The 23,295-nt window shown below is 72.4% G+C and carries 22 protein-coding genes; 6 read left to right on the plus strand and 16 right to left on the minus strand.

Annotated features, from left to right (window positions below; translation table 11 throughout):
• The first annotated feature begins 1 nt into the window (after window position 1).
• Window positions 2-946: a carbohydrate kinase family protein gene (locus AWQ68_RS11160; RefSeq protein WP_066938789.1), complete on the plus strand. Its 945-nt coding sequence runs from the start codon at window positions 2-4 to the stop codon at window positions 944-946.
• Between the two features lie 65 nt (window positions 947-1,011).
• Window positions 1,012-2,817, plus strand: coding sequence for a hypothetical protein (locus tag AWQ68_RS11165; RefSeq protein WP_066938791.1), 1,806 nt, complete (start codon window positions 1,012-1,014; stop codon window positions 2,815-2,817).
• A gap of 102 nt (window positions 2,818-2,919) precedes the next feature.
• Here AWQ68_RS11165 and AWQ68_RS11170 read toward each other — a convergent pair whose 3' ends face one another.
• The 9 genes from AWQ68_RS11170 to AWQ68_RS11205 all read right to left on the minus strand — a co-directional run bounded on the left by AWQ68_RS11170 (window position 2,920) and on the right by AWQ68_RS11205 (window position 10,377).
• On the minus strand, window positions 2,920-3,315 hold the full coding sequence (locus AWQ68_RS11170) for a hypothetical protein (protein ID WP_066938793.1): 396 nt from the start codon (window positions 3,313-3,315) through the stop codon (window positions 2,920-2,922).
• Window positions 3,312-4,631: a DUF8832 domain-containing protein gene (locus AWQ68_RS11175; protein ID WP_157545121.1), complete on the minus strand. Its 1,320-nt coding sequence runs from the start codon at window positions 4,629-4,631 to the stop codon at window positions 3,312-3,314. The genes AWQ68_RS11170 and AWQ68_RS11175 overlap by 4 nt, the downstream gene beginning before the upstream one ends.
• Window positions 4,628-6,337, minus strand: a complete 1,710-nt coding sequence (locus AWQ68_RS44810; RefSeq protein WP_245655859.1) for an FtsX-like permease family protein — start codon at window positions 6,335-6,337, stop codon at window positions 4,628-4,630. Before AWQ68_RS44810 ends, AWQ68_RS11175 begins: the two co-directional genes overlap by 4 nt.
• Before the next feature lie 180 nt (window positions 6,338-6,517).
• Window positions 6,518-7,738, minus strand: a complete 1,221-nt coding sequence (locus AWQ68_RS11185) for an ATP-binding protein (RefSeq protein WP_066938796.1) — start codon at window positions 7,736-7,738, stop codon at window positions 6,518-6,520.
• 2 nt (window positions 7,739-7,740) lie between these two features.
• Window positions 7,741-8,403: a two-component system response regulator CseB gene (cseB, locus tag AWQ68_RS11190; protein WP_066938798.1), complete on the minus strand. Its 663-nt coding sequence runs from the start codon at window positions 8,401-8,403 to the stop codon at window positions 7,741-7,743.
• Between the two features lie 3 nt (window positions 8,404-8,406).
• On the minus strand, window positions 8,407-8,844 hold the full coding sequence (locus AWQ68_RS11195; RefSeq protein WP_157545124.1) for a hypothetical protein: 438 nt from the start codon (window positions 8,842-8,844) through the stop codon (window positions 8,407-8,409).
• Window positions 8,845-8,892: 48 nt separating this feature from the next.
• On the minus strand, window positions 8,893-9,360 hold the full coding sequence (locus AWQ68_RS11200; RefSeq protein WP_066938804.1) for a hypothetical protein: 468 nt from the start codon (window positions 9,358-9,360) through the stop codon (window positions 8,893-8,895).
• A gap of 288 nt (window positions 9,361-9,648) precedes the next feature.
• Window positions 9,649-9,897 (minus strand): hypothetical protein, encoded by a 249-nt coding sequence (locus AWQ68_RS42265; RefSeq protein WP_157545127.1) that lies wholly within the window; start codon window positions 9,895-9,897, stop codon window positions 9,649-9,651.
• A 24-nt stretch (window positions 9,898-9,921) separates the two neighbouring features.
• Window positions 9,922-10,377 carry a TetR/AcrR family transcriptional regulator C-terminal domain-containing protein gene (locus AWQ68_RS11205; RefSeq protein WP_281217614.1) on the minus strand — a complete coding sequence of 152 codons (456 nt, stop codon included), beginning with the start codon at window positions 10,375-10,377 and terminating at the stop codon, window positions 9,922-9,924.
• Here AWQ68_RS11205 and AWQ68_RS11210 point away from each other — a divergent pair.
• Together AWQ68_RS11210 and AWQ68_RS11215 are read left to right on the plus strand one after the other, a co-directional pair.
• The gene (locus AWQ68_RS11210) at window positions 10,294-10,731 is read left to right on the plus strand and encodes a hypothetical protein (protein WP_066938809.1); all 438 of its coding nucleotides are present in this window, start codon (window positions 10,294-10,296) and stop codon (window positions 10,729-10,731) included. The two genes, AWQ68_RS11205 and AWQ68_RS11210, sit on opposite strands and share 84 nt — an antisense overlap.
• A gap of 156 nt (window positions 10,732-10,887) precedes the next feature.
• Complete coding sequence (locus AWQ68_RS11215; RefSeq protein WP_066938812.1) at window positions 10,888-11,541, plus strand: maleylpyruvate isomerase N-terminal domain-containing protein; 654 nt, start codon at window positions 10,888-10,890, stop codon at window positions 11,539-11,541.
• 25 nt (window positions 11,542-11,566) lie between these two features.
• Here AWQ68_RS11215 and AWQ68_RS11220 read toward each other — a convergent pair whose 3' ends face one another.
• The 6 genes from AWQ68_RS11220 to AWQ68_RS11245 all read right to left on the minus strand — a co-directional run bounded on the left by AWQ68_RS11220 (window position 11,567) and on the right by AWQ68_RS11245 (window position 18,755).
• On the minus strand, window positions 11,567-12,016 hold the full coding sequence (locus AWQ68_RS11220) for a GNAT family N-acetyltransferase (RefSeq protein ID WP_066938817.1): 450 nt from the start codon (window positions 12,014-12,016) through the stop codon (window positions 11,567-11,569).
• A gap of 137 nt (window positions 12,017-12,153) precedes the next feature.
• Complete coding sequence (locus tag AWQ68_RS11225; RefSeq protein WP_245655860.1) at window positions 12,154-12,627, minus strand: Rieske (2Fe-2S) protein; 474 nt, start codon at window positions 12,625-12,627, stop codon at window positions 12,154-12,156.
• A 355-nt stretch (window positions 12,628-12,982) separates the two neighbouring features.
• The gene (locus AWQ68_RS11230; RefSeq protein WP_066938820.1) at window positions 12,983-14,152 is read right to left on the minus strand and encodes an acyl-CoA dehydrogenase family protein; all 1,170 of its coding nucleotides are present in this window, start codon (window positions 14,150-14,152) and stop codon (window positions 12,983-12,985) included.
• Between the two features lie 23 nt (window positions 14,153-14,175).
• Window positions 14,176-15,138 carry a hydroxymethylglutaryl-CoA lyase gene (locus tag AWQ68_RS11235; RefSeq protein ID WP_066938822.1) on the minus strand — a complete coding sequence of 321 codons (963 nt, stop codon included), beginning with the start codon at window positions 15,136-15,138 and terminating at the stop codon, window positions 14,176-14,178.
• Window positions 15,135-17,150, minus strand: a complete 2,016-nt coding sequence (locus AWQ68_RS11240; protein ID WP_066938825.1) for an acetyl/propionyl/methylcrotonyl-CoA carboxylase subunit alpha — start codon at window positions 17,148-17,150, stop codon at window positions 15,135-15,137. Before AWQ68_RS11240 ends, AWQ68_RS11235 begins: the two co-directional genes overlap by 4 nt.
• Before the next feature lie 30 nt (window positions 17,151-17,180).
• Complete coding sequence (locus tag AWQ68_RS11245; RefSeq protein WP_066939449.1) at window positions 17,181-18,755, minus strand: carboxyl transferase domain-containing protein; 1,575 nt, start codon at window positions 18,753-18,755, stop codon at window positions 17,181-17,183.
• 85 nt (window positions 18,756-18,840) lie between these two features.
• Here AWQ68_RS11245 and AWQ68_RS11250 point away from each other — a divergent pair, with 85 nt between their 5' ends.
• Window positions 18,841-19,437: an SACE_7040 family transcriptional regulator gene (locus tag AWQ68_RS11250; protein ID WP_066938827.1), complete on the plus strand. Its 597-nt coding sequence runs from the start codon at window positions 18,841-18,843 to the stop codon at window positions 19,435-19,437.
• Between the two features lie 21 nt (window positions 19,438-19,458).
• Here AWQ68_RS11250 and AWQ68_RS11255 read toward each other — a convergent pair whose 3' ends face one another.
• Window positions 19,459-21,633 carry a thiamine pyrophosphate-dependent enzyme gene (locus tag AWQ68_RS11255; RefSeq protein ID WP_245655861.1) on the minus strand — a complete coding sequence of 725 codons (2,175 nt, stop codon included), beginning with the start codon at window positions 21,631-21,633 and terminating at the stop codon, window positions 19,459-19,461.
• A gap of 251 nt (window positions 21,634-21,884) precedes the next feature.
• On the opposite strand from AWQ68_RS11255, the gene AWQ68_RS11260 reads away from it, so the two are divergent.
• Window positions 21,885-23,213, plus strand: a complete 1,329-nt coding sequence (locus AWQ68_RS11260) for a hypothetical protein (RefSeq protein ID WP_066938832.1) — start codon at window positions 21,885-21,887, stop codon at window positions 23,211-23,213.
• Window positions 23,214-23,295: the final 82 nt, after the last annotated feature.

Genomic DNA, 23,295 nt, shown 5'->3' on the forward strand with positions numbered 1-23,295 from the left:
CGTGGGAGGCCTGCTGGTGATCGGCGACGTCGTCACCGACGTCGTGGCGTTGCACGGGCAGCCGGTCGCCACCGGCACCGACACCGCGGCCGACATCGTGCTGCGTCCGGGCGGCTCCGGGGCCAACACGGCCTGCTGGGCCGCCCGTCTGGGCGCGGACACGCGGCTGCTGGCCCGCGCCGGGCACGACACCGGTGAGTGGCACCGGGCCGAGCTGGTCAAGGCCGGGGTCCGGCCGCACCTGGGGATCGACCCCGAGCGACCGACCGCCGTCGTCATCGCCATGGTCGACCCGAGCGGCGAGCGCTCCATGCTCACCAACCGCGGCGCGGGCCGCCACATCGGGCCGGAGGACTGGTCGCCCTCGTACCTCGACGGTGTCGCGCACCTGCACCTGTCGGGCTACACGCTGTTCGAGCGGCCGGGCCTCGACCTCGCCCGGCTCGCCATGCGCGAGGCCGCCGCGCGCGGCGTGACCGTCAGTGTGGACGCCGCCTCGACCGGATTCCTCCGCGAGTTCGGTCCGGAGCGCTTCGTCCACGAGACCTCCCTCGCCCAGATCGTCATCGCCAACCTCGACGAGGCGCTGTTGCTCACCGGCGAGACCACTCCCGAGGTCGCGGCCGCGTCCCTCAGCGACGCGTACGGCACCGCCGTGGTGAAGCTGGGGGCGGGTGGCGCGCTGCTCGGCGGGGACGGAGCGGTCGTGGCGAAGGCGCCTGCGGCCCCCGCCGATGTGGTCGACTCGACCGGCGCCGGCGACGCGTTCGCCGCCGGGTTCCTCGCCGCGCTGCTGTCCGGACTCGACCCGCGGGCCGCGCTGGAAAATGGTTGCCGGGCGGGCGCCGCGGCGGTCGCGCAGGTCGGCGGCCGTCCTCCGGTATCGGGAGCGGCGGCTCAGTCTGCCGGTATCGCCAAGGAGCTTTACCCTATTGACACTGATTGATAGCTTGCGGCGTAAGCTGCACCATTAGCAACATGCGTCACTCTCGGGAGGGTGCGGTCATACCGATGGACGCCGAGTCAACGATCTGCCTGAGCGATCTGGTTCCCGCCCTTCGCTGGACCCGTGCACAGCAGGTTGCCGAAGTTCTGGCCGACCCTCGCCTGCCCGCGGGCTGGTGGGGCTCCGTCGCGCTCGGCCGAGCCCTCGGCGCGACCGGAGTGGACTGGCTCTGCGAGCGGCTGGCCCGGCTCGCCGCGACCCGCTGGGATCACCTCGCGCTGACCGATCTGCTCCCCGCGATCCAGGTCCACTCGGTGGATCCGACCCTCCCCGGCTGGCAGGAGCCGGCCCGCTCCGCGGTCACCGCCCTGGGCGGCTGGCACCGGCTCCGCCGGCTCACCCCCGGAGACCTGCAGAACCCCTCCTCGCCCGCCACTCCCGAGGCCGTCCTCGCCATCGTCTTCCGCGAGATCTTCACCCATCTCCAGCTTCCGGTGACCGCCGCCGACCCGGCCGCGTCCGCCGCGCCGTCCGCACCGGCGCAGGACACGGCAGTGGAGCAGGCCGCGCCGTCCACCACTGGGCAGGGCCAGGCGGGACAGCAGGCCGCAGCCGAACAGGCCACCCAGACCCGCCCCTCCCCCGCGGTCTCCGGCCCCCTGCCCGCGCCCACTCCCGCCGCGCAGGCGCCGGGCGGGCCGCAGCTGCCCACCCGGCAGCCCGGCCAAGGCGCCCGGTCGGGCCCTCCCGCTCCCGCTCCCGCCCCCGCCGCCGGTGCACCGGCCCGGCCCGCCGCCGCGGCACCCGCCGCGCCCGTGCCGAGCGAGTACCCCATGGTCGGCCTCGTGGAGCAACTCTTCCGGGACTGGGACCCGCTCTCCAAGGCCGTCGCCGCCGAGCGGCTGTTCGCGGCCGAACCGGTCAGCCTGCGCGCGCTCGCCCACCGTCTCAACGTGGACCGCGAGATCCTCTCCCAGGCCCAGCGGGCCGTGGAGGAACGGGTCCTGATGTGGCTGCGCTCCCCCGACTCCGCCGCGCTGACCGGCCACCTGTTCGGCCTCACCGAGTGGCTGGGCACCGCCGCGACGCAGGATCAGCTCATCGCCGCCGACCCCTCCCACCCCGTGGAGGTCCCCGCGCTGGGGACGCCGCTGTGGCGGGTGCTCGTCACGCTCATGCCCGACCGCCGCCTCCAGGAGGGCTGGCTCGTCGTCGGCGACCTCGGCGGCCTGCGCGACAAGACCCACCAGCTCCTCGCCACCAAGCCCGCCGACACCGACATGGTCGAGCTGCTCGGCCAGCTCGGCATCCGTCCGCACTCGGCGAAGGCGTGGCTGGACGCGCTGCCCAAGGAGCAGCCGCGTCCCGAGCAGCGGCCCGCGGCCGCCGCGCCGGGCGAGACGAAGCCGCTGCCCCGCCGCACCCCCGGCGCGAACGGGCACCAGCAGCGGAACGGCGTCCCGGTCCCCTCACAGGCCGGCAACGGACCCGACCCGGCGACCGCCCTCGCCGCGCTCAACGCGCTCACCGGCGCCGCGCCGCGCCCGCACCTGGTGCCGAGCCCGCGCACCACGCCGACCAGCCCGTCCTCCGACCCGCGTCGCTGGCAGCGCATCGACGTCACCAGCGGACACCTGCGCGGCGAGCCGGTCGCCGTTCCCGAGGGGTACGCCGCCCAGCTCGGCATGCGCCCGGGCACGTTGCTGTCGGTCACCGGCCCCGGCGACAACGCCGTGGTGCTGGTCTGGCGCGACCAGCAGCCGGTCTTCGACTCGCTCCAGCCCGTGCTGATGCGGCTGAACGCACGGCCGGGCGACTCGGTCTACGTGACCGTGGACGGCTACCGCCTGGACGCCCAGCTCACGTCCTGACGCCCTCCCGTGGCGGGGCACCCTGGATCTCCTTCGGGCCGGGCTGGGCCTGCAGCGGTCCGTGATCGTGCGATCGCTTCGCATCGATCGTCCCGCCGTCGTCTATTCCGTGATCAGCGTTTTGACGGCGAGTTGCTCCTCGCCCGCGGGGCCGTCGAGGCGGATCGACAGTTCCCAGACGCCGCTCATCGGGAACAGTTCGCCCACGGCCACGAAGCGGCCGGGCTCACGCATGGTGGCGGAGATCTCGGGTGTGGAGTGTCCCATCTCGGCCATGACCGCCGACAGGGCCACGGTGTCGGCGTCGCCCTTGCTCACCTTGATCTCCACAGTGACCTGGCCGGGAGCCGGGTCCGCGATGAGGACGGTGGCGGTGTAGCGGCTGCCCGTGGTGGTCAGGTTGACCGGTTCGGCGGCCGTGCTCCTGCTCACGACGTACAGCGCCACTGCCGCGATCACGAGCGCGGCCGCGGCCACCGCGTGCCACCTCTTGATCACTTGGCCTCCGGCGCGGTCACGTTCACGGTGAAAGGTACGGTCACGATGCGGTCGGCGGTGGCGTACTGGACCCAGGCGAGGTACCGGCCCGGTTCGGGGAAGCTGAAGGTGAAGCGCACCCGGGATCCCGGGGCGCCCATCTCGTGCACGTGGCCGAAGAAGCGGCCATCCTGACCGCGTATGAGCAGGTGGCCGGTCATGCCAAGCCAGGTCCGGACGCCGGCGGGCGTGTCCAGGTCGATCGTCGTGGGACGGCCCGCGATGGGGACGGCGGGTTGGAGCCGCGGCGTGACGGTCGTGCCCGCCTGCGTGGCGGGCGCGCCGGTCTTACCGGACTCCGTGACCGTGCCGGACTCTGCCGATGCTTTGGCCGGCCCTCCGACGGTGAAATCCGCGGCGACGAGTTGCCCGCCTGAGTTCTCCCGTTCGAGCTCGGCGTGCGCCAGGTACCGGCCCGGGCGGCCGGCGCTCAGTCTGACCTCCAGGTGCCCGGGCGCCGTGCGCAGGGGGTGCACGTGCCGGAAATACCGCCCGTCCTCGCTGGTGACGACCACATGGGCGAGCGCCTCATGGTGCGCGGTGAGGTCGTCGACCGGCCGCCCGGTCGAGCCGTCGACGAGATCCACCCGCAGCGTGAACTCCTCTCCCGCCTCCGGCTGTGCCGGGACCGTCTCCATGCGGGCCTGTACGTACGGCCGCCCTTCCGCGGTCGATGTCGTGGGGGCGGGGGCGGGGGCGGCGCCGTCCGGTGGGGGTGCCGGTACCTGCGATTCGAACACGATGACCATGGCGGCGACCGTCACCCCGGCCGCGGCACCCGCGGCCAGCGCCATCGCCCGTCCCGGTCGGGCCGTCGCCCCGGTGAGCAGGCCGCCCACCAGGAGCACCGCGGCCACGAACAGGCCGCCGTAGATGAGGAATGCGCCTGCCGAGTCGCGTTCGACGAGGACGCGGAACGGGATGACCGCGGTCTCGTTCCCGGCGCTCAGTTTCAGCTCGTGCGGCCCGGTCCGCTCCACCTGGAGCTGCGTGTACTGCGGGTTCGCCGCCGCCTGGGCGGTGCCGGTCACCGTGCGGCCGTCCTCGACCGAGCGGACCTCGAGGCCGATGGGCAGCCCGGACACCGGCTGGTACGCGATGACGCCGATCCGCAGCGGCCCCGGCACCCGGGTTGTTCCTTTGACCACCACTGTCACCTCGGCGCCGGCGATCGTCTGGGCGATCCGCAGGTCCGTCCCCGCCGTGACGGTGTGCGCGGCGGCGGGGGCGGCCAGCGCCAGCACGAGGACAGCGGCGAGGCACAGGACTCGGATCATGCCCGGCCGGCGGCGGCCGCGCTGGGCGCAACCGGCTGGGCGGTGACCGCGTTGGGCAGGAACAGCGCCCCGAGCGCCAGCCCGATCAGGCCGGCGACGACCGGCGCGCCGGTCCACAGTTCGGGCACGGAGGGCAGGCCGCCCCCGGTGGCCGAGGCGACCCCGATGTACAGGGACCACGTGGCGAAGGCCGACAGCCCGGCGAAGGCCCAGTAGGCGGCGCGCCGCTCACCCGACGGCCGCAGCCGGCGGATCAGCAGGTCGCTCACGAACCCGGCGGCCACGAACGACAGCAGGGTCGGCACGTTGCGGAACGCCGTCTGGGCACCCGGCATGAGCACCATGATCGTGTACATGACGGTCACCGAGCCGAACGGCAACAGCCAGCGGCGCACCAGGAAGAGCACCGGGCTGAGCATGACGACGTTGGTGACGACCATCGCGACGGCCACCCGGTCGGTGGCCGGGCCGACCGGTCCAGGACCGGCGCCCGAGTCCCGCAGCATGGACAACGCCTGGACGATGCCCTCGGAGCGGTACTGCATGGCGTCGCCGTACGACAGGAACAGCGACACCAGCGTGACGGCGAACGCGAGCCCGATCAACGCGGGCAGCAGGCGGCCGAGCGAGGGCCGGGCGCCGACATCGGGGGCGTTCCACGCCGAGCGCAGCGGTGTCGTGATGATGAGCATCATCGTCACGATGAGGCCGAGGTGTGACGGGCTGAACAAGATGTTGATGGTCGTCTCGATGCCGAGGATGGTGTGCCACAGCATGTCGGCGAATCCGAAGGCGGCGAACGCGGGAATCGCTACCAACCCGGCGAGATAGCCGGTGGGGACGGCCGCGAGCCCCTGCCGTCCGGCGCGCACGTTGCGCCACACCTGCCAGATGATCCAGCCGGAGACCACGGCGAAGCCGGAATAGAACACCGCATGCCATGGAGTGAAGAACGTCTCCAGCTGCGTCAGATTGCTGTGCGCCCAGGCGTCGATCATCAATCCGACCCCGAACCAGATTCCGAGCAGCGCCGTGACCAGGTCCGTCCTGGGGGACACCCATCCGCGGGGTTCCCCCGTGTCCACCACTAATCGCCGAATGCCGGCGGCGTCAGATGCCACGTCGTGATCCTTTCGGCCGATCGAATCGTTCATACGCCGGTGGGCCGGGTGCCCGTCGGCGAACGCGGGTGAGGCGGACGAGGTCTCTGCGGTCCTGCCGTCACTGACGTAGTCAACTCGATACGGCGAGTGTCGTGGGTCGTTATGCGGGCCTCGGTCTGCTGAGCACCGCTGCTGCCGACGCCTGCCCAGCGGGCCGATCACGCTGTTTCGGCGCTGAGGGCCTGCGCCACGGGCCTGCGCCACGGGCCGGCGCGCCGCCAGGAGTGCGGGCAGGGCGGTGAGTGCCGCCGTCGCCAGGAGAGTCGCGAGTGCGGCGCCGAGCAGCCAGAAGGAGGGGGGCACGGTCCACTTCCCGAGAGCGAACATCGAGCACAGGCCGACGCCCAGAGGGACGCCGATGACGGCGCCGGGCAGCGCGGGCAGGAGCTGGGCGGTGGACAGCCCCGCGGAGATCTGTCCGGGGGTGGCGCCGAGCGTACGCGTGATGGCCATGGTCGCCCGGGCCTCCATCGCCGTGGTCCAGGTGAGCGTGATGGTGTTCACGACGGCGAGTGCGATCAGCAGGATGGTGACGGCGAGCATCAGCCGACGGTCGTGAACGTCTCGCAGGTTGGGCAGGGCGGAGGAGCCATTCAGGCCGTAGCCCCTCTCCGGCTGGGCGTAGAGGAAATCGGCCGCGGCCGGAGCCGAGCGCGGCTGCGGCCGCCGGGGGTGCGCCCGGAGATGGTCCGGGCACGCGTTGCAGATTCCGGTGCCCGGGGCTCAGCCCGGCGCGCGCCGCACGCTCTCGCGAAGGTCGAGCCGGACCAGCGCGCCGCCGCCCTGGGCGTTCTCGAAGGTGAGGACAGCTCCGATGACTCGCGCCTGACCGGCCGCGATGGTCAGGCCGAGGCCGACGCCGCCCCCGCGCGCGGCCGAACCGGTCACGAAACGCTGCGGACCGTACGCGCGGAGCGTGGCCAGCAGCTCATCCGGAAAGCCCGGCCCGTGATCCCTGACCGTCACCAACGCCCCGTCCACGCCGACCACGACGGGTGGCGCGCCGTGCCGGGCCGCGTTCGTCACCAGGTTGGCGATGATCCGCTCGACCCGGCGTGGGTCGGTCTCCACCTCGACCGCCCCCTCCTCCGGCCGCGCCACGACCACCTCGACGCCCGGCACGCCCGCCGCCGCGACCGCCCGACGGACCAGCGCCTCGACCGGGCGCGGCTCCCGCGCCGGAACCTCGGCCGACGCGTCCAGCCGGGCGACCTCCAGCACGTCCTCGACCAGTCGGCGTAGCATCGCCGCACTCTCCCTGACCAGCTCCGACGGACGTCCGGGCGGCAGCAGCCCGGCCGAGGCGACCAGCCCCGCGACGGGGGTGCGCAGCTCGTGGGCGATGTCGGCGGTGACGCGCCGCTCCGCCTCCAGCCGGGCCCGCAGCGCGTCGGCCATCCGATCCAGCGCGGCGCCCACGGCCGCGACCTCGTCCCTTCCCCGCGCCCCGACCCTGGCGGTCAGGTCACCCTCGGCGATCCGCCCGGCCGTGCTCGCCACGGCGCGGATCCGGCGGCTGAGCCCGCCCGCGACCGCCCACCCCAGCGCGGACGCGAGCACGGCGGTCGCCAGGCCGGACCAGAGGAGGGTCCGGTCGAGCCGGGCAAGCTCGGCGTTCTCCCCGGCGTACGAGCGGCTGAGCGAGACGATCTCCCCGCCCGCCGTCGTAGCGGCCCACAGCGTGCGGCCGCCCTCAAGGTACGTGGCACGCGTCCCCCGGCTCACCTCCGCGGCGAGAGGCGCCGGGACCGGCCCGCGCTCCAGCGGCGTGTCCTGCCCCTCCAGGTGGCGGGCCACGGCGTCCACCAGCTCGGCGTCCATCGCCCGCCGCGCCGCGTCGAGCGTCGCCTCCGCCGTACGGACATGGACGAGGACGCCGAGCAGCGCGGCGACGAGGACGGACATTCCGGCGATGGCCAGGCTGACCTTCGCGCGCAGGCCCACCGCTATCTCCGCAGCTTGTAGCCGAAGCCGCGCACGGTCTCGATCGCGCCGTTGCCGATCTTGGCCCGGAGCCGCTGGACATGGACGTCGACGACGCGGGTGTCGCCGTCCCAGGCGTAGTCCCACACTCGGTGGAGCAGGGCGTCCCGCGACAACACAACGCCGGGCTCGGCGGCGAACTCCAGCAGGAGCTTGAGCTCGGTCGGCGTCAGCGCGACCCGCTCGCCGCGCAGCCGCACCTCCATCGCCTCGAGGTCGATGGTCAGCTCGCCGAACGCGAGCACCGTGCTCGCCCGCTCCGGCGCGACCGCGCGGCGCAGCACAGCGCGAATCCTGGCGTGCAGGACGCCCACGTCGAACGGCTTGGTGACGTAGTCGTCGGCCCCGCTCTCCAGGGCGTTGATCACGTCGATCGCGTCGGTCCTGGCGGAGATCATGATAATGGGGATGTCGGCGGCCTCCCTGATCCGCCGCGCCAGGCTGACGCCGTCCAGGTGGGGGAGCATCACGTCGAGCACCGCGACGTCCGGCACCTGCGCGCGGAAGGCCGACAGCCCGGCCGGCCCGTCGGACGCCGTACGCACCCGCATGCCGTGCATCTCGAGCGCCATGGCGGTCGCCTCGCGGATCACCGGGTCGTCCTCGACGAGCAGCACATCGGTCATGGCTCAGGACTCCGGGAGCGGCAGGCGGCGGTCGGTCAGCTCCCCGGCGCGGTCCGGGGGCAGGCCGTCCGCCCGGACGGTGAAACGGGTGTAGTAGCCGACGCGTTCACGCCAGGTGAGGCCGCTCAGCGTGATCGTCCCCGGGTACGGCCGGTCCTGGCAGGCGGGCAGGCACCACATGCTGCTGACGCCGCCAATTCCCACGGCCTTCTCCTCTCCCCAGGATGTCCAGCGGATCCCGGTCATGCTGTGAAACTCGTCCAGCGCGAAGGCGCTCGGCCGTCGCAGCGGGTCGTCGGGAAAGGCGATGATGTAGACCGGCCCCCTGGGCGGCGACGCGGACGGCGCCGGCCCCTCGACCCGCACTCCGCCATCGGCTCCGCACGCGGCCGCCAGCAGAACGGTGCAGAGAAGGGCTGCCCGCCTCACGCCATCTTTCATCACGTGGAGACTATGCGAACGTATCCGTGCCCCCGCTCCGGATCACATTCACGGCGTCGGCAGCGACCCGGCGAGCTTGTCGGCCGGATCGGCGGGCTTGGGGAAGTCGCCGTCGACCGCGAACCGAGTGAAATACCGCGTGCCCTTCACCCTCGTGACGCCACTGAGCGTGACCGTCGCCTCGTACGGCTTCTCCGTGCAGCCGGGCAGGCACCAGCTCCCGCTCAGCCCACCGGTGCCGACCGCCCGGTCCGGCTCCCAGCTCGTCCAGGTGATCCCGCTCATGGAGCTGAACTCCGACAGCACCAGGTTCGCCGGGCGCCTGTCGTCCCGTCCCTGCTCGGCCCCGTACAGGTTGTTCACATAGACGGGCGGCGCGGTCGGCGACGTCGCCACCACGGCCTCGGGCGCCGTCCCGGCCGTGGTCGGGGCGCCCTTGGACGCCGGCTCGCCCCCGCCCTGCCCACATGCCGCCACCGTCGTGGCGATCGCCGCAGCAATGATGATCCTTCGCATTTCTCCTCCTCGTCCTCGCACTCTGTGCGGACGGAGAGGGCTCCATTCGAACGCCTTCCCCCGTTCCCGCACGTCGATGACGTTAGGAGCGGCGTTTCTCGGCCTTCCGGCAGCTGTGTAACAGTTATCCATCCGCGTGGCGGGAAGGTCGCGGCCGAGTACCACACGGCGCGGTTCGCCGCGCAGTTGGACCGCGAGTGCATCCAGGAGAAGACCTGGAGGGCCGGCAGGCCGCCACCGCCAAGGGCAACCACGGCGGTCGGTCCCGGATGATCAACCAGGACATGCTCATCTTCGCCCGCGCGCTGCGGGAGCACGGCATGCCGATCCCCGAGATCGCTCATGCATCAAGACCGGCAAGAATGCCGGGGAAGCACAGTGAAACTGGTGAGCATCCTTCCACCAGGTCTTGCCCTTCTTCAGCCACTTCCCTACCAGACCGCCGGACTGGTAGCTGGTGCCGCCAATGTTGATGTACACGAGCGCGGCCTGCAGGGTGCGCGGGCAAAGACGGTCGGGGTTCGTCACGAGCACCATGGCCGTCCTCGGAAGGAGTGTTCCTCATCTCGGAGTGCGGGCGGTGCGGGCCGCCTCGAATCCGGACAGCATGGCGTCGAGCGCGAAGTCGAAGCGGGAACGCGACCCGGGAGCGCGCGAGGCCCGCGCGGCCTCGGCGAGCAGGGGGAACTCGTCGGGATCTATGTCGTTCAGCGACCGCGTCTGGTCAGGCGCGGCGATGTGACGCCCGTCGCCGGCACGGCTGAACGTCGCGACGTGCCCGACGACGAAGCCGGAAACGGAGTACAGCATGTCAAGGGCCACGCTCGGAGGGAAACCCGCGACGCGCAACGTCTCCAGAAGGTTCTCCATGATGCGGAGGTTCTGACGCGCCAGACAGGGGCCGCCTCCGGACGTCCTCCTGTCCTGCCCGCCATGTACGCCGGACTCGCCCTGACCGCGATCGCCGCAGTCGTCCCGTTCATCGACACAGCCACCGTCGACAGCCTCAGCGACCACGTGCGTCGCGCCTATCCCGACTGGCCCGCCAACCTGGTGACCGGGGACCGGAACGCCATCATCGTCTACCTGACCGTCGTCACCCTGCTCGGCATCGTGGGCTGGCTGTGGACGATCTGGGCCGTCGCGAAACGCAAGCGCTGGTCACGCCCTGCCGCCACCGTCATGTTCGTCCTCGGCATCGGACACGCCTCGCTGTGCCTCTCGTTCTCGGGAGGCCGACACGCCAACGTCGTCCCATACCCGTACGGAGCACTCGCCGCGCTCCCCGCGCTGGCGGGACTGGCAACGGTCGTTCTCCTTCGGCTCCGCGGGCCGGCGACCGGTGCCACGCCTGTCGAGAAGAGACCTTGAGCCGTGACGGGCGGTCGCACGGCAACATCCCCGCTCGAACTCCGCCACCGAGCCGAGCACAGACCCGGGGCATCAGAGGGCCCTACGCCGGGGCACGACGTTCACAAAAGGGACAAATCGGTCGCTCGCGGCGGCGTGCGCTGCTAGCTTGCCATAGTGGATCTCTTCTCACGCTCTTGGACGGCGTTGCGCACGGCGGTCGCCGAACTCCCGGACAAGGACTTCGAGCAGCCGTCCGGCTGCACCGGCTGGCTTGTACGGGACCTCGTGTGCCACCTGATCATCGACGCGCAGGACGTCCTGATCACGCTCGCCACCCCCGCCGAGACGGAACCGACCAGGAACGCGGTGACCTACTGGGAGCTCGTCGAAGCCCCGACCGGCGACGACCCGCTCGACGCACTGACCGTGCGGCTGGCCGCCGCGTACGAGGATCCGCGGCTGCTCAAGTTCCATCTCGACGACGTCGGCTCCGCCGCCGGGCGCGCCGCCGAGCTCGCCGACCCCGAAGCCCGGGTCGGCACCCGCGATCAGGTCCTCACCGTGGGCGACTACCTTTCCGCGTACGTCATGGAATGGACGCTGCACCATCTCGACCTGATCGCGCGCCTCCCGGACGTGGCGGGGCCGCCCACCGAGAGCCTGTCCCGTTCCCGCGCGATGCTGGAAGAGATCGCCGGGACCGCGTTCCCCACGTCGTTCTCCGATGAGGACGCGCTGCTGATCGGCACCGGGCGCCGGGCTCCGAGCGACGCGGAGAAGGCCGAACTCGGTGAACTGGCCGCGAAGCTGCCACTCGTCCTCGGCTGAAACGTCCGCCCAGTCGCAACGCGCGTCAGGGCTGCGCGGGCGGCGTGAGCATCTTCCGGTAGTAGGTGGCCGAGACGTCGAAGCCGAGCGCGCCGAAGAAGCCGGCGGCGCGGCGGGTGGCGAGCGCCATGTATCCGGCGTCCCGCGAGCGCGCCCAGCTCTCGAACTCCTCGAGGAGGCGTCGTCCGATGCCGTGGCGGCGGAAGTTCCGCTCGATGATCGCCTCCTCGACCCAGGCGACTCGCCCGTTGGCGAAGAGCGTGAGATGTGCGAAGCCGAGGAGGTACCCGCGGACCGTCCCGTCCACGGTGGCGACCAGGAGCAGCGCGTCCTCGTTCTGGAGGAGCTGCGGCAGCGCCGCGTCGAAGGCGGCGCGTTCCGGACGGAACGACAGCGCGAACTCGCCGGCGAGCGCGAAGATCTCGTCCGCGTCGCTCTTCTCCGCCTTCCGGATCCGGAGATCACCAGACGTCATGGGTAGGACTCTAGATTTACCGGGGCGAATACGTCCATCGCCCAATTAAATCCCACGATCGCAGCGTGTCGCGGGCCCGCCCGGGAACCGGGCAGGCGCGGGTCATGCGAAGGGAGTGCCGCCCCAGGTGCGACGTGTCAGGCCAGGGTGATGGTGTCGCCGTCGGACGAGATGCGAACCTCGGCGAGGGCCTTCTTGGCCGGCCCTCTCTTCGGAGAGCCGTCCGCGATGGAGAACGTCGAGTTGTGGCAGGGACAGACGATGAGGCCGTCCCTGACCCGCTTCACCGGGCAGCCCTCGTGCGTGCAGATGGCGCGGTACGCCTTGAAGGTGCCCGCCTCCGGCTGGACGACCACGACCTTCTCGGCGGGGACGATCACACCGCCGCCGACCGGGATGTCGGACTTCTTGGCCAGCGTCCCGGCCGGGGCGGGTTTGTCCGCCGGCTTCTCCCCGGGCTTCTCCTCCGAGGTTCCCGCGGCCTCCTTGCCCGAGGCGGGCGCGTTTCGGGCGGTCGTTTCGGTGCCGGACGAGCAGGCTGCGACGGCCGCGCCCACTCCCGCGAGGGCGGCCGTGCTCAGAGCGTGACGGCGGGTGAGGTTCTGGTCCACGATGCTGCCTTTCTCGGGTCGGGTCTCCCACCCAACCAGTACCACCAGGCCAAATCCGTCACCCGAGACCCTTTTCTAAGGATTTATTAAGTACCTGGAATCCCAACGCAACATCCCCGAAGGAGGCCCGGTCCCTCCGTAAAGACGGTCAACGTGCCAGGCCGTCGAGGTACGGCGGGAGAGCGTGGCACGGAGGCGGGGGTCGCTCCGGCCGGCCGGAGTGACCCCCGCCGCAGCGCCTACGCACCCCGGCCGGCGCGGCGCCCACGAACCCAATGCCCGTAGCCCCTACGAACCCCAGCCGGCGCGCCGTGGGAGCACCGCCCGCCGCCGACCCCGGGCAAAACCGCCGTCGTCAGGATCCGGGGACGCCCAGTTCGCGGGCGATGAGCATCCGCTGGACCTCGCTGGTGCCCTCGCCGATCTCCAGGATCTTGGCGTCCCGGTAGAAGCGGCCCACCGGGTACTCGTTCATGAAGCCGTACCCGCCGAAGATCTGAGTCGCGTCCCGGGCGTTGTCCATCGCCGCGTTCGAGGAGACCAGCTTGGCGATCGCCGCCTCCTTCTTGAACGGCAGGCCCGCCAGCATCCGCTCGGCCGCGTGGTGGTAGGCCAGCCGGGCGGTGTGCGTACGCACCTCCATGTCGGCGATCTTGAACTGGATGGCCTGGTAGCGGTTGATCGTCCGGCCGAACGCGGCCCGCTCCGAGGCGTAGCGCAGCGACTCGTCCACGCAGCCCTGGGCGAGCCCGACGGACAGTGCGGCGATCGCCACCCGGCCCTCGTCGAGCGTCTGCAGGAACTGGGCGTATCCCCGGCCGCGCTCCCCCAGGAGGTTCTCCTCGGGGACCCGGCAGTCGTCGAAGGACAGCTCGCGGGTGTCGCTGGCCGACCAGCCGACCTTGGAGTACTTCTTCGACACCGTGAACCCGGGCGTCCCGGCCGGGACCAGGATGGTGCTGATCTCCGGCACGGTCTTCCCGTCGCGCTCACGCCGTCCGGTGATCGCGGCGACGCCGACCACGCCGGTGATGTCGGTCCCGGAGTTCGTGATGAACGCCTTGATCCCGTTGATCACCCACTCGCCGCCGTCCAGGGTGGCCGTCGTGCGCATCCCGCCCGGCACATCGGAGCCGCCGCCGGGCTCGGTCAGCCCGAACGCGCCGAGCATCTCGCCCGTGGCCAGCCGCGGCAGCCAGTGGGCCTTCTGCTCCTTCGTCCCGAAGCGCAGGATCGGCATCGCGCCCAGCGACACCGCCGCCTCCAGCGTGATGGCGACCGAGGAGTCCACCCGGGCCAGTTCCTCCAGCGCCACGCACAGGGCGAAGTAGTCGCCGCCCATGCCGCCGTACTCCTCCGGGACGGGCAGCCCGAACAGCCCCATCGCGCCCATCTTGGCGACGATGTCGTACGGGAACTCGCACCGCTCGTAGTAGTCCCCGATCACGGGGGCGACCACCTCGCGGGCGAACCGCGCCACCGACTCACGCAACTCCACGTACTCACCGTGCTCAACGTCGAGCATCTCGCGCTCCTCCTCGCCTCTGTTCAATCGCTCCCGCCGGCGTCGGCCGGTCCGAGCGCCCGGACGACCCGGGACACACTCGGCCGGCCGAGCCGGTCCGCCAGCCACACGCTGGTCTCCACCAGGGACGTGAGGTCCACGCCCGTCTCCACGCCGAGGCCGTCCAGCATCCAGACCAGGTCCTCGGTGGCGAGGTTGCCCGTGGCGCTCTCCGCGTACGGGCAGCCGCCGAGGCCGCCCGCCGAGGCGTCCACCACGGTGACGCCCTTGGTGAGCGCGGTGAGCGTGTTCGCCAGCGCCTGGCCGTACGTGTCGTGGAAGTGGACGGCGAGCCGCTCGGGTCCCACTCCGGCCGCCGCGAAGCCGTCGAGCAGCGCCGCGACGTGGCCGGGGGTGCCGACCCCGATCGTGTCGCCGAGCGACAGCTCGAAGCAGCCGAGGTCGAGGAGCCGGACACCGGCCCGCACGACCTGCTCGACCGGGACCGCGCCCTCCCAGGGGTCGCCGAAGCACATGGACAGGTACGCCCGGACCTTCATGCCGTGCCGCAGGGCGCGCTCGACCACGGGGGCGAACATCGCGAACTGCGACTCCAGCCCCTGGTTGAGGTTCCGCCGGGCGAACGTCTCGGTGGCGCTCCCGAAGATCGCGATCTCGGTCACGCCGCGTTCCAGCGCCCGGTCCAGGCCGCGCTCGTTGGGGACGAGCACGGGGTAGCGCACGCCGGGCGCGGGCTCCAGGCGGTCGAGCAGCTCGGCCGCGTCGGCGAGCTGCGGCACCCACTTCGGGTGGACGAAGCTGGTCGTCTCGATCCGCGTGAGCCCCGCCCGGGCCAGCCGGGCCACGAACTCCGCCTTGACCTCGACCGGGACGATCGCGGCCTCGTTCTGCAGGCCGTCCCTCGGGCCCACCTCGTGGATGGTGACCCGGGCGGGCAGCCCGTCCAGTCGGTACGCCCCGTATCCCGCCGATCCCGCTGTCGTCATGGCGCGCTCCCGTCGGGCTCCACCCGGGCCAGGAGGCCGTCGAGCTCGACGGACTGGCCGATCCTGACCGGCAGCTCGGTGACGACGCCGTCCAGCGGGGCCGGCACCGAGTGCTCCATCTTCATCGCCTCGACCACGACGAGCGGCTGGCCCGCGCTCACCCGGTCGCCTACCTCGGCCTTGATCACCAGGACGGTGCCGGGCATCGGGCTGCGGACCACGCCGTCGGCCGCCCCGCCGCCCCGGACGCGGTCGCCCGGGTCGCCCAGCTCGTGCCGGACGACCGGCCAGGCCCGGCCGTCGCGGCCGAGCCACAGGACGCCGCGCGCCTCGTCCCAGGCGACGACGTGCCGCAGGGTCGTGCCGTCGAGGGTGACCGCGATCTCGTCCCCGCCGTGCCGGCGCAACGACGCCGAAAGTGAATGACCGCTAACATCCACCTCCGCGTCACCGGCCAGGCCGCGCACCCGGACGTCCACGGCGTCGCCCTGGGACTCCAGCCGGTAGCCGGTCCACGCGTGCTCGCCGATCCGCCAGCCGTCCGCCACGTCCCAGGGGTCGCCGTGCCCGGCGCGGCGTTCGGTCCGGGAGTGGAAGAGCAGGGCGGCGGCCACGAGCGCGTCCAGCGGCAGCGGCTCCCCGCTCAGGCCGCCCTCCGGCCCCTCCTCCCGGAGCAGGCGCTCGACCAGCCCGGTGTCGAGATGTCCGGCGGCGACCTCCGGCCGGGTGACCAGGCCGCGCAGGAAGCCGATGTTGGTCGTCACGCCGAGGATCGCCGTCGAGGCGAGCGCCCGGTCGAGGGCCCGCAGCGCTCCCGCGCGGTCGGGCGCCCAGGCGACGACCTTGGACAGCATCGGGTCGTAGTCACCCCCGACGACCGTGCCCTCGGCCAGCCCCGAGTCCACCCGTACGGCGCGGCCCTCGCCGGGCTCGCGCAGCGCCAGCACCCGCCCGCCGGAGGGCAGGAAGCCCCGCGCCGGGTCCTCGGCGTACACGCGGGCCTCGACGGCGTGGCCGGTCAGCCGCACGTCGTCCTGGCCGAAGGGCAGCGGCTCGCCCGCGGCGATCCGGAGCTGCAGCTCGACGAGGTCGAGACCGGTCACCATCTCGGTCACCGGGTGCTCGACCTGGAGCCGCGTGTTCATCTCCATGAAGTGGTACGGCGGCCCGCCGGGTCCGTCCGCTCCCCAGCCCGAGCCCTGGACGATGAACTCGACCGTGCCCGCGCCGACATAGCCGACGGCCCGCGCCGCCTCGACCGCGGCGGCGCCCATCCGGGCCCGCGTCGCGGCGTCGAGCAGCGGCGAGGGGGCCTCCTCGACGATCTTCTGGTGCCGCCGCTGCAGGCTGCACTCACGCTCGCCCAGGTGGACGACGTTCCCGTGCGCGTCCGCCATGACCTGGATCTCGATGTGCCGCGGGTCGGTGACGAACCGCTCGACCAGCAGCGTGCCGTCCCCGAACGCGGCCAGCGCCGTACGTCGGGCCGAGGCGATCGCCTCGGGCAGCTCGGCGTCCGACCGCACCAGGACCATGCCCTTGCCGCCGCCGCCCGCCGAGGGCTTGATCAGCACGGGGAAGCCGATGGCGCGGGCCGCCTCGGCCAGGTCGTCCGCGGGCTCGGCGCCTCCGGGCACCACCGGGACGCCGGCCGCCGCGACGGTGGCCTTGGCCCGGATCTTGTCGCCCATCGCCTCGATCGCCTCCGGCGGGGGGCCGACGAACACCAGGCCCGCCTCCGCGCACCGCCGGGCGAACGCCCCGCTCTCCGCGAGGAACCCGTAGCCCGGGTGGACGGCCTCCGCGCCCGCGCTGAGCGCGGCCGCGACGACCCCCTCGACGTCGAGGTAGCCGCCGGGAAGCCGGCGGGCCAGATCGGCCTCGCGGACGTGCCGGGCGTCCCGGTCGGCGTCGCTGTACACGGCGACCGGACGGACGCCCATCGCCCGCAGCGTGCGGGTGATCCTGACCGCGATCTCGCCTCGGTTGGCGATCAGCACGGATCCGAACACGCCGTCACCTCCTCTCCACGATCACGTTGCTCACATCCGGAAGACGCCGTACCCGACCGGGTCGAGCGGGGCGCCGGCCGCCGCCGACAGGGCCAGGCCGAGGACGGTGCGGGTGTCCACGGGGTCGATCACCCCGTCGTCCCACAGCCGGGCGGTCGAGTAGTACGGGTTTCCCTGGTGCTCGTACTGGGCGCGGATCGCGTCCTGGTCCGCGCTGCCGACGGTGGAGAGCACGTTCGCGGCCTGCTCGCCGCCCATGACCGAGATGCGGGCGTTCGGCCACATCCACAGGAAGCGCGGCGAGTACGCCCGCCCGGCCATGGCGTAGTTGCCCGCGCCGAACGAGCCGCCGATGATCACGGTGAACTTGGGCACCCGCGCGCAGGCGACGGCGGTGACCATCTTGGCCCCGTGCTTGGCGATGCCGCCCGCCTCGTACGCCCGGCCGACCATGAAACCGCTGATGTTCTGCAGGAACACCAGCGGGATCGACCGCCGGTCGCACAGCTCGATGAAGTGCGCGCCCTTCAGGGCCGACTCGGAGAAGAGGATGCCGTTGTTGGCGACGATCCCGACCGGGTGCCCGTGCAGCCGGGCGAACCCGGTGACCAGGGTCGGGCCGTACTCCGCCTTGAACTCCAGGAAACGGCTGCCGTCCACGATGCGCGCGATGACCTCCCGCACGTCGTACGGCGTCCGCGTGTCCTGCGGGACGATGCCGTACAGCTCGTGCGGGTCGTAGGCGGGCGGCTCGGACGGGATGGTCTCCCACGGCCGCGCGGCGCGCGGCGGCAGCGTGGCCACGATGTCGCGGACGATCCGCAGCGCGTGGGCGTCGTCCTCGGCGAGGTGGTCGGTCACGCCGCTGGTCCTGGCGTGGACCTCGCCGCCGCCGAGCTCCTCGGCCGTGACGGTCTCGCCGGTGGCCGCCTTCACCAGCGGCGGCCCGCCCAGGAAGATCGTGCCCTGGTTCCGCACGATCACGGCCTCGTCGCTCATCGCCGGGACGTACGCGCCTCCGGCGGTGCACGAGCCGAGCACGGCCGCGATCTGCGGGATGCCGCGCGCGGACATGGTGGCCTGGTTGTAGAAGATCCGCCCGAAATGCTCACGGTCGGGGAACACCTCGTCCTGCTTGGGCAGGAACGCGCCGCCCGAGTCGACGAGGTAGACGCACGGCAGGTGGTTGTCGAGGGCCACCTCCTGCGCCCGCAGGTGCTTCTTGACGGTGAGCGGGTAGTACGTGCCGCCCTTCACCGTGGCGTCGTTGGCCACCACGACGACCTCGCGGCCGGACACCCGGCCGATGCCGGTGATGATGCCGGCGGCGGGCGCCTGCCCGTCGTACAGGCCGTCGGCCGCGAGCGGCGACAGTTCCAGGAACCTGCCGCCCGGGTCGAGCAGCGCGTCCACCCGGTCTCTGGGCAGCAGCTTGCCCCGGGCGACGTGCCGCTCGCGGGCGCGCGGCGGGCCGCCCTCCGCGGCGGCGGCCAGCCGCTGCCGCAGCTCGGCGGCCGACTGCTCGCCCGCCTCCGCGTTCCGCTTGTACGGCTCGCCACCCGGATCACAGGCGCTACGCAGCACCGGCCACGGGTTCGGCTCCATGCCGTCCACCTCCGGCGAGTTAATGGTCGCTAACACCACCGGCGATGTTAGTCATCATTAACCGGCTCGTCTACCATTGCGTTGCATGACGGCTCCCCGTACCCCTACCCGCAACAGGCGCGCCGAGATACTCCAGGCGGCGGCGGAGCTGTTCGCGGCGCGCGGGTTCCACGGGGTGTCCATCGAGGACATCGGCTCGGCCGTCGGCGTCTCCGGACCCGCGATCTACCGGCACTTCAGCGGCAAGGAGGCCCTGCTCAGCGAGATCCTGCTCGACATCAGCGAGCGGCTGCGCGAGCAGGGCGCCCGCCTGGTGACGGAGCCGGACGCCCCGGCCGGGAGCGCGTACGCGCGGGCGGCGCTGGACGCGCTGCTGCGCGGCCACATCGACTTCGCGCTGGCCAACCCGGCGCTGATCCGGGTGCACGAGCGTGAGCTGGACAACATGCCCGAGCCGGACCGCCGCCGCGTCCGCCGCCTCCAGCGGCTGTACGTCGAAGAGTGGGTCACCGTGCTGAGCGAGCTCTATCCCGACTGCCCCCCGGCGCGGCTGCGCGCCGCCACCCACGCCGTCTTCGGGCTGCTCAACTCGACGCCGCGCAGCGCGGGCGAGCTCCCACCGGAGGCCATGGCCCCGCTGCTGCACGGCATGGCGGTCGCCTCGCTGGCCGTACTGACCTGACCAGGAAGGCGGGCCGGGCGCTCAGCCGAGGAGCTTGCGGGCGGCCAGCTCGATGTCCGCCTCCGACATCAGCACCGTGTCGGCGGCGGCGCCCAGCGGGATGAAGCTGTCCTGCGAGGTCACCCGCGCGATCTTCCCGGTGAACCCGTTGTCGACCAACGCGGTGACGACGCTCTCGGACACGCCGCCGCTGCGCCGGGTCTCGTCCGCGATCAGCACCCTGCCGGTCAGCTCGGCGGCGCGGAGCAGGTCCTCCACCGGGAGCGGCGACAGCCAGCGCAGGTCGAGCACCCGGCAGCCCATGTCCTCCGCGGTGAGCCGGACCGCCGTCCGCAGGCTCATCCGCACCCCGTTCCCGAAGGTGACGATGGTGAGGTCACGGCCGTCGCCGTAGGAGCGGGCCCGGCCGATCGGGATGTGCGTCTCCGCCCAGCGGGCCGGCGGCGCGTACGGCGCGAGCCAGCCGCCGTCACCCTCCTCGAACAGGTCGCGCGTGTGGTAGAGCGCGATCGGTTCGAGGAAGACGCACACCCGGCCGTCGGCGCGGGCGGCGGCGAGGCAGGTGCGCAGCATGGACGCGGCGTCGTCCGGCCGTGCGGCCGAGGCGACGACCAGGCCGGGGATGTCGCGCAGCGCGGCGACCGAGTTGTCGTTGTGGAAGTGGCCGCCGAAGCCCTTCTGGTAGGCGTAGCCCGGCACGCGGACGACCATCGGGTTGCGGTAGGCGCCGCGCGAGAAGAACTGCAGCGAGGACGCCTCGCCGCGGATCTGGTCCAGCGCGTTGTGCAGGTAGGCGAGGTACTGGATCTCGGGCACCGGCAGCAGGCCCGAGACGCCCGAGCCGAGGGCCAGCCCGAGGATGGACTGCTCGTCCAGCAGCGTGTCGAAGACCCGCTCCGCGCCGAACTTCCGCAGCAGGCCGCGGCTGACGCCGTAGACGCCGCCCTTCCGCGCGACGTCCTCGCCGAACAGCAGCACGCCGGGGTCGAGCGCCATCGCGTCGGCGAGCGTGCGGTTGATCGCCTGGGCGAGCGTGAGGCCGCCCTCCGCCTCGGGCGGGGTGCCGAAGACCCGCTCCCGTACGGCGGTGCCCGCGGCGCGGGCGGCCTCGGCGGCCACCTTGTACGGGTCGGCGGGGGCGAGCGGGGCCATCACCTCGCGCGCCGAGGTGAGGCGGGGCCTCCGGGTGCACTCCATCGCGAGCTTGAGCACGTGCTCACGCTCGGCCTCGTAGCGCGCGATCAGCTCGTCCGGCTCGGCGAGACCGGCCTCCACGAGCAGCCGGGCCGTGCCGAGGAGGGGGTCGTGCTCCAGGTCGGCGGCGATCTCCTTGCGGGTCCGGTACGCGATCTCGACGTCGGAGCCGGCGTGCCCCATCAGGCGGACGGTGCGCATGTGCAGGAACGCGGGGGCCCGGGTGGCGCGGACGTGGTCGGCGGCGGCGCGGGCCACGTCGTGGATCTCGGCGAGGTCGCATCCGTCGGCGTGGAAGTATTCGAGCCGCGGGTGCCGGGACGCCTCGACCCAGCCCTGGGGCGTCCGCACGCTGATGCCGATGCCGTTGTCCTCGCAGACGAACAGCACAGGGAGCTGCAGCCCCCGGTACGCGCCGTAGGCGGCGGTGTTCAGGCCGCTCAGCGCGCTGGCGTGGTTGACCGAGGCGTCGCCGAAGCTGCACACGGCGATGGCGTCGGCGGGCCACTTCGACGGAGCCCCGAGGGCCCGCGCCCGGTCGATCGCGAAGCCGACGCCGACCGCGCGCGGCAGGTGGCTGGCGATCGTGGACGTCTGGGGGATCACCGCGAGGTCGGGGTGGCCGAAGACCTTGTGCCTGCCTCCGGCGATGGGCTCCTCGGTGGAGGCGCTGAGCCCGAGCAGCACGTCGCGCAGCCCCTCCTCCGGCAGCCGGCCCGCCTGGACGGAGCGTTCGAGGTAGAACGCGCCCGAGCGGTAGTGCAGCAGCGCCGGGTCGGTCGGGCGCAACGCGGCGGCCACGGCCGCGTTCCCCTCGTGCCCGGCGGAGCCGATGGTGTAGAAGCCCTCGTTCCGCTCGCGCAGGACGCGCGCCGCGACGTCGAGGAGGCGGCTGCCGAGTTGGACCTCGAACAGTTCCCTGCACCGCCGGCCCGTCAGGGTCGTGCCTGGCCGTACGGGCATGGCGGGATCGATGGACGGTCCGGGGCTCAGAGCGCCCACAGCCTCGATGAAATGCGTCTCAACAGTGTCGCGGGGCACAAGGCCGATTATGTAGCCAGGACCGGTGTGACGTCCGCAACAGTGATGACTATGTTGACGTCTTGTTGTCGGAACCGCCCGAACGACACCAATCGATAACGGACCGGCACTGTTACTCAACCATCGACAGGGTTTGACCGTCTACAGGTAAAGGAATGACGTGGCACCCTCAAAGCCGCGTTCAACCCACCGGGAAGGATGGTTCACCCGAGATGTTGAAACGCATCAGTGCCGTCGCCGCGGCGCTGGCGCTGGGCAGCATGGCGCTCCTCGCCTCGCCCGCCCACGCGACCGCGGCTCCGGCGGCCCCCACCGCGCTCCAGGCGTCACCCGATCCCGTCGTCGTCAGCGACGGCGGGGGCAGGACGGCGACGTTCGGCTTCACCGCCGGCGAGGGCACGGGCTCGGCCAGGCTCGTGGACCCGAGCGGCAAGAACGTCCCCCTGACCGTGAGCGGCGGGCCGAACTACACCGCGAGCTACACGTTCAAGTTCACCGACGAGCCGGGCGCCTGGAAGCTCGTCGCCACGGCCACCAAGGACGGGGCCACCGCCGAGTCGACCCAGGGGTTCGCGGTCCACTGGATCACGGACCTGGACTTCTCCGCCTCTCCCGACGTCGTCGACCGCGGCGACCGGGCCTGGCTGAGTGGCGCCCTGAAGTACAAGGAGGGCGGCACCTGGAAGGCCTACGACAAGCAGGCCGTCCAGATCTCCTTCAAGCCGGTCGGCGGCTCGTACGGCGCCGTCAGGACGGTGACGACCGACGCCAACGGCCGGTTCCGCGTCCAGCAGAGCGTGGACAGGTCCGGTTGGTGGCGGGCCGAGTACGCCGGCTCCGCCGAGACGGAGGGCACGGTCAGCGACAGCGACCGCGTCGACGTCCGGGACCGGGCGCGGACGTCCCGCGTCTGGCTCGACGCCTCCCCCGATCCGGTGAACACGGGCGCCACGCTGCGCCTGCGCGGCAAGGTCGAGGCGGGCGCCTGGAACTCCTGGGACTCCGTCCGGGGCGCCAAGGTCAACCTGCTGTTCAAGGCGGACGGCGCCTACTCCTGGCGGTACGTGACCTCGGCGTGGACCGGCCGTGACGGCAGGTTCGCCGCCGACGTCACCGCGAACGCGTCGGGCTGGTGGCGGGCCGAGTACGCCGGCGGCGACGGCGTGCGCGGTTCGCACGCGGACGACCACGTGACGGTCGTCCGGCCTCCGGTGCAGCCCCCGGCCTCGCTGGACACCCGCGTGGTCGCGTTCGACGCCTACCCCGAGCCGGTGCGGTACGGCAAGTACCTCTCCTTCAAGGGCGCGCTGCAGGCGTGGGACGGCCGCTGGGTCGGATACGGCCACCAGAAGGTGACCGTGTGGTTCAAGACGAAGACCGGCTCCTGGAAGTACGTCAAGAGCACCTGGACCAACGGCTCCGGCAAGTTCTGGACCAAGACCAAGGCGACGAAGTCCGGGTACTGGAAGGTCGTCTTCGCCGGCAACGACGAGGCCGACGGCTCCTCCAGCGCCAGGGACTGGGTCCGCGTCAAGCGCTGAGGCGCGTGACGTGGAGGTCTGAGCACTGATCGTCCGGGATGCCCGGACAAGGCGGCGGCCCGGGGCGGTGACGCCCCGGGCC

It is taken from the genome of Microtetraspora fusca (assembly GCF_001570365.1).
In the GTDB taxonomy this organism is placed as follows: domain Bacteria; phylum Actinomycetota; class Actinomycetes; order Streptosporangiales; family Streptosporangiaceae; genus Microtetraspora; species Microtetraspora fusca.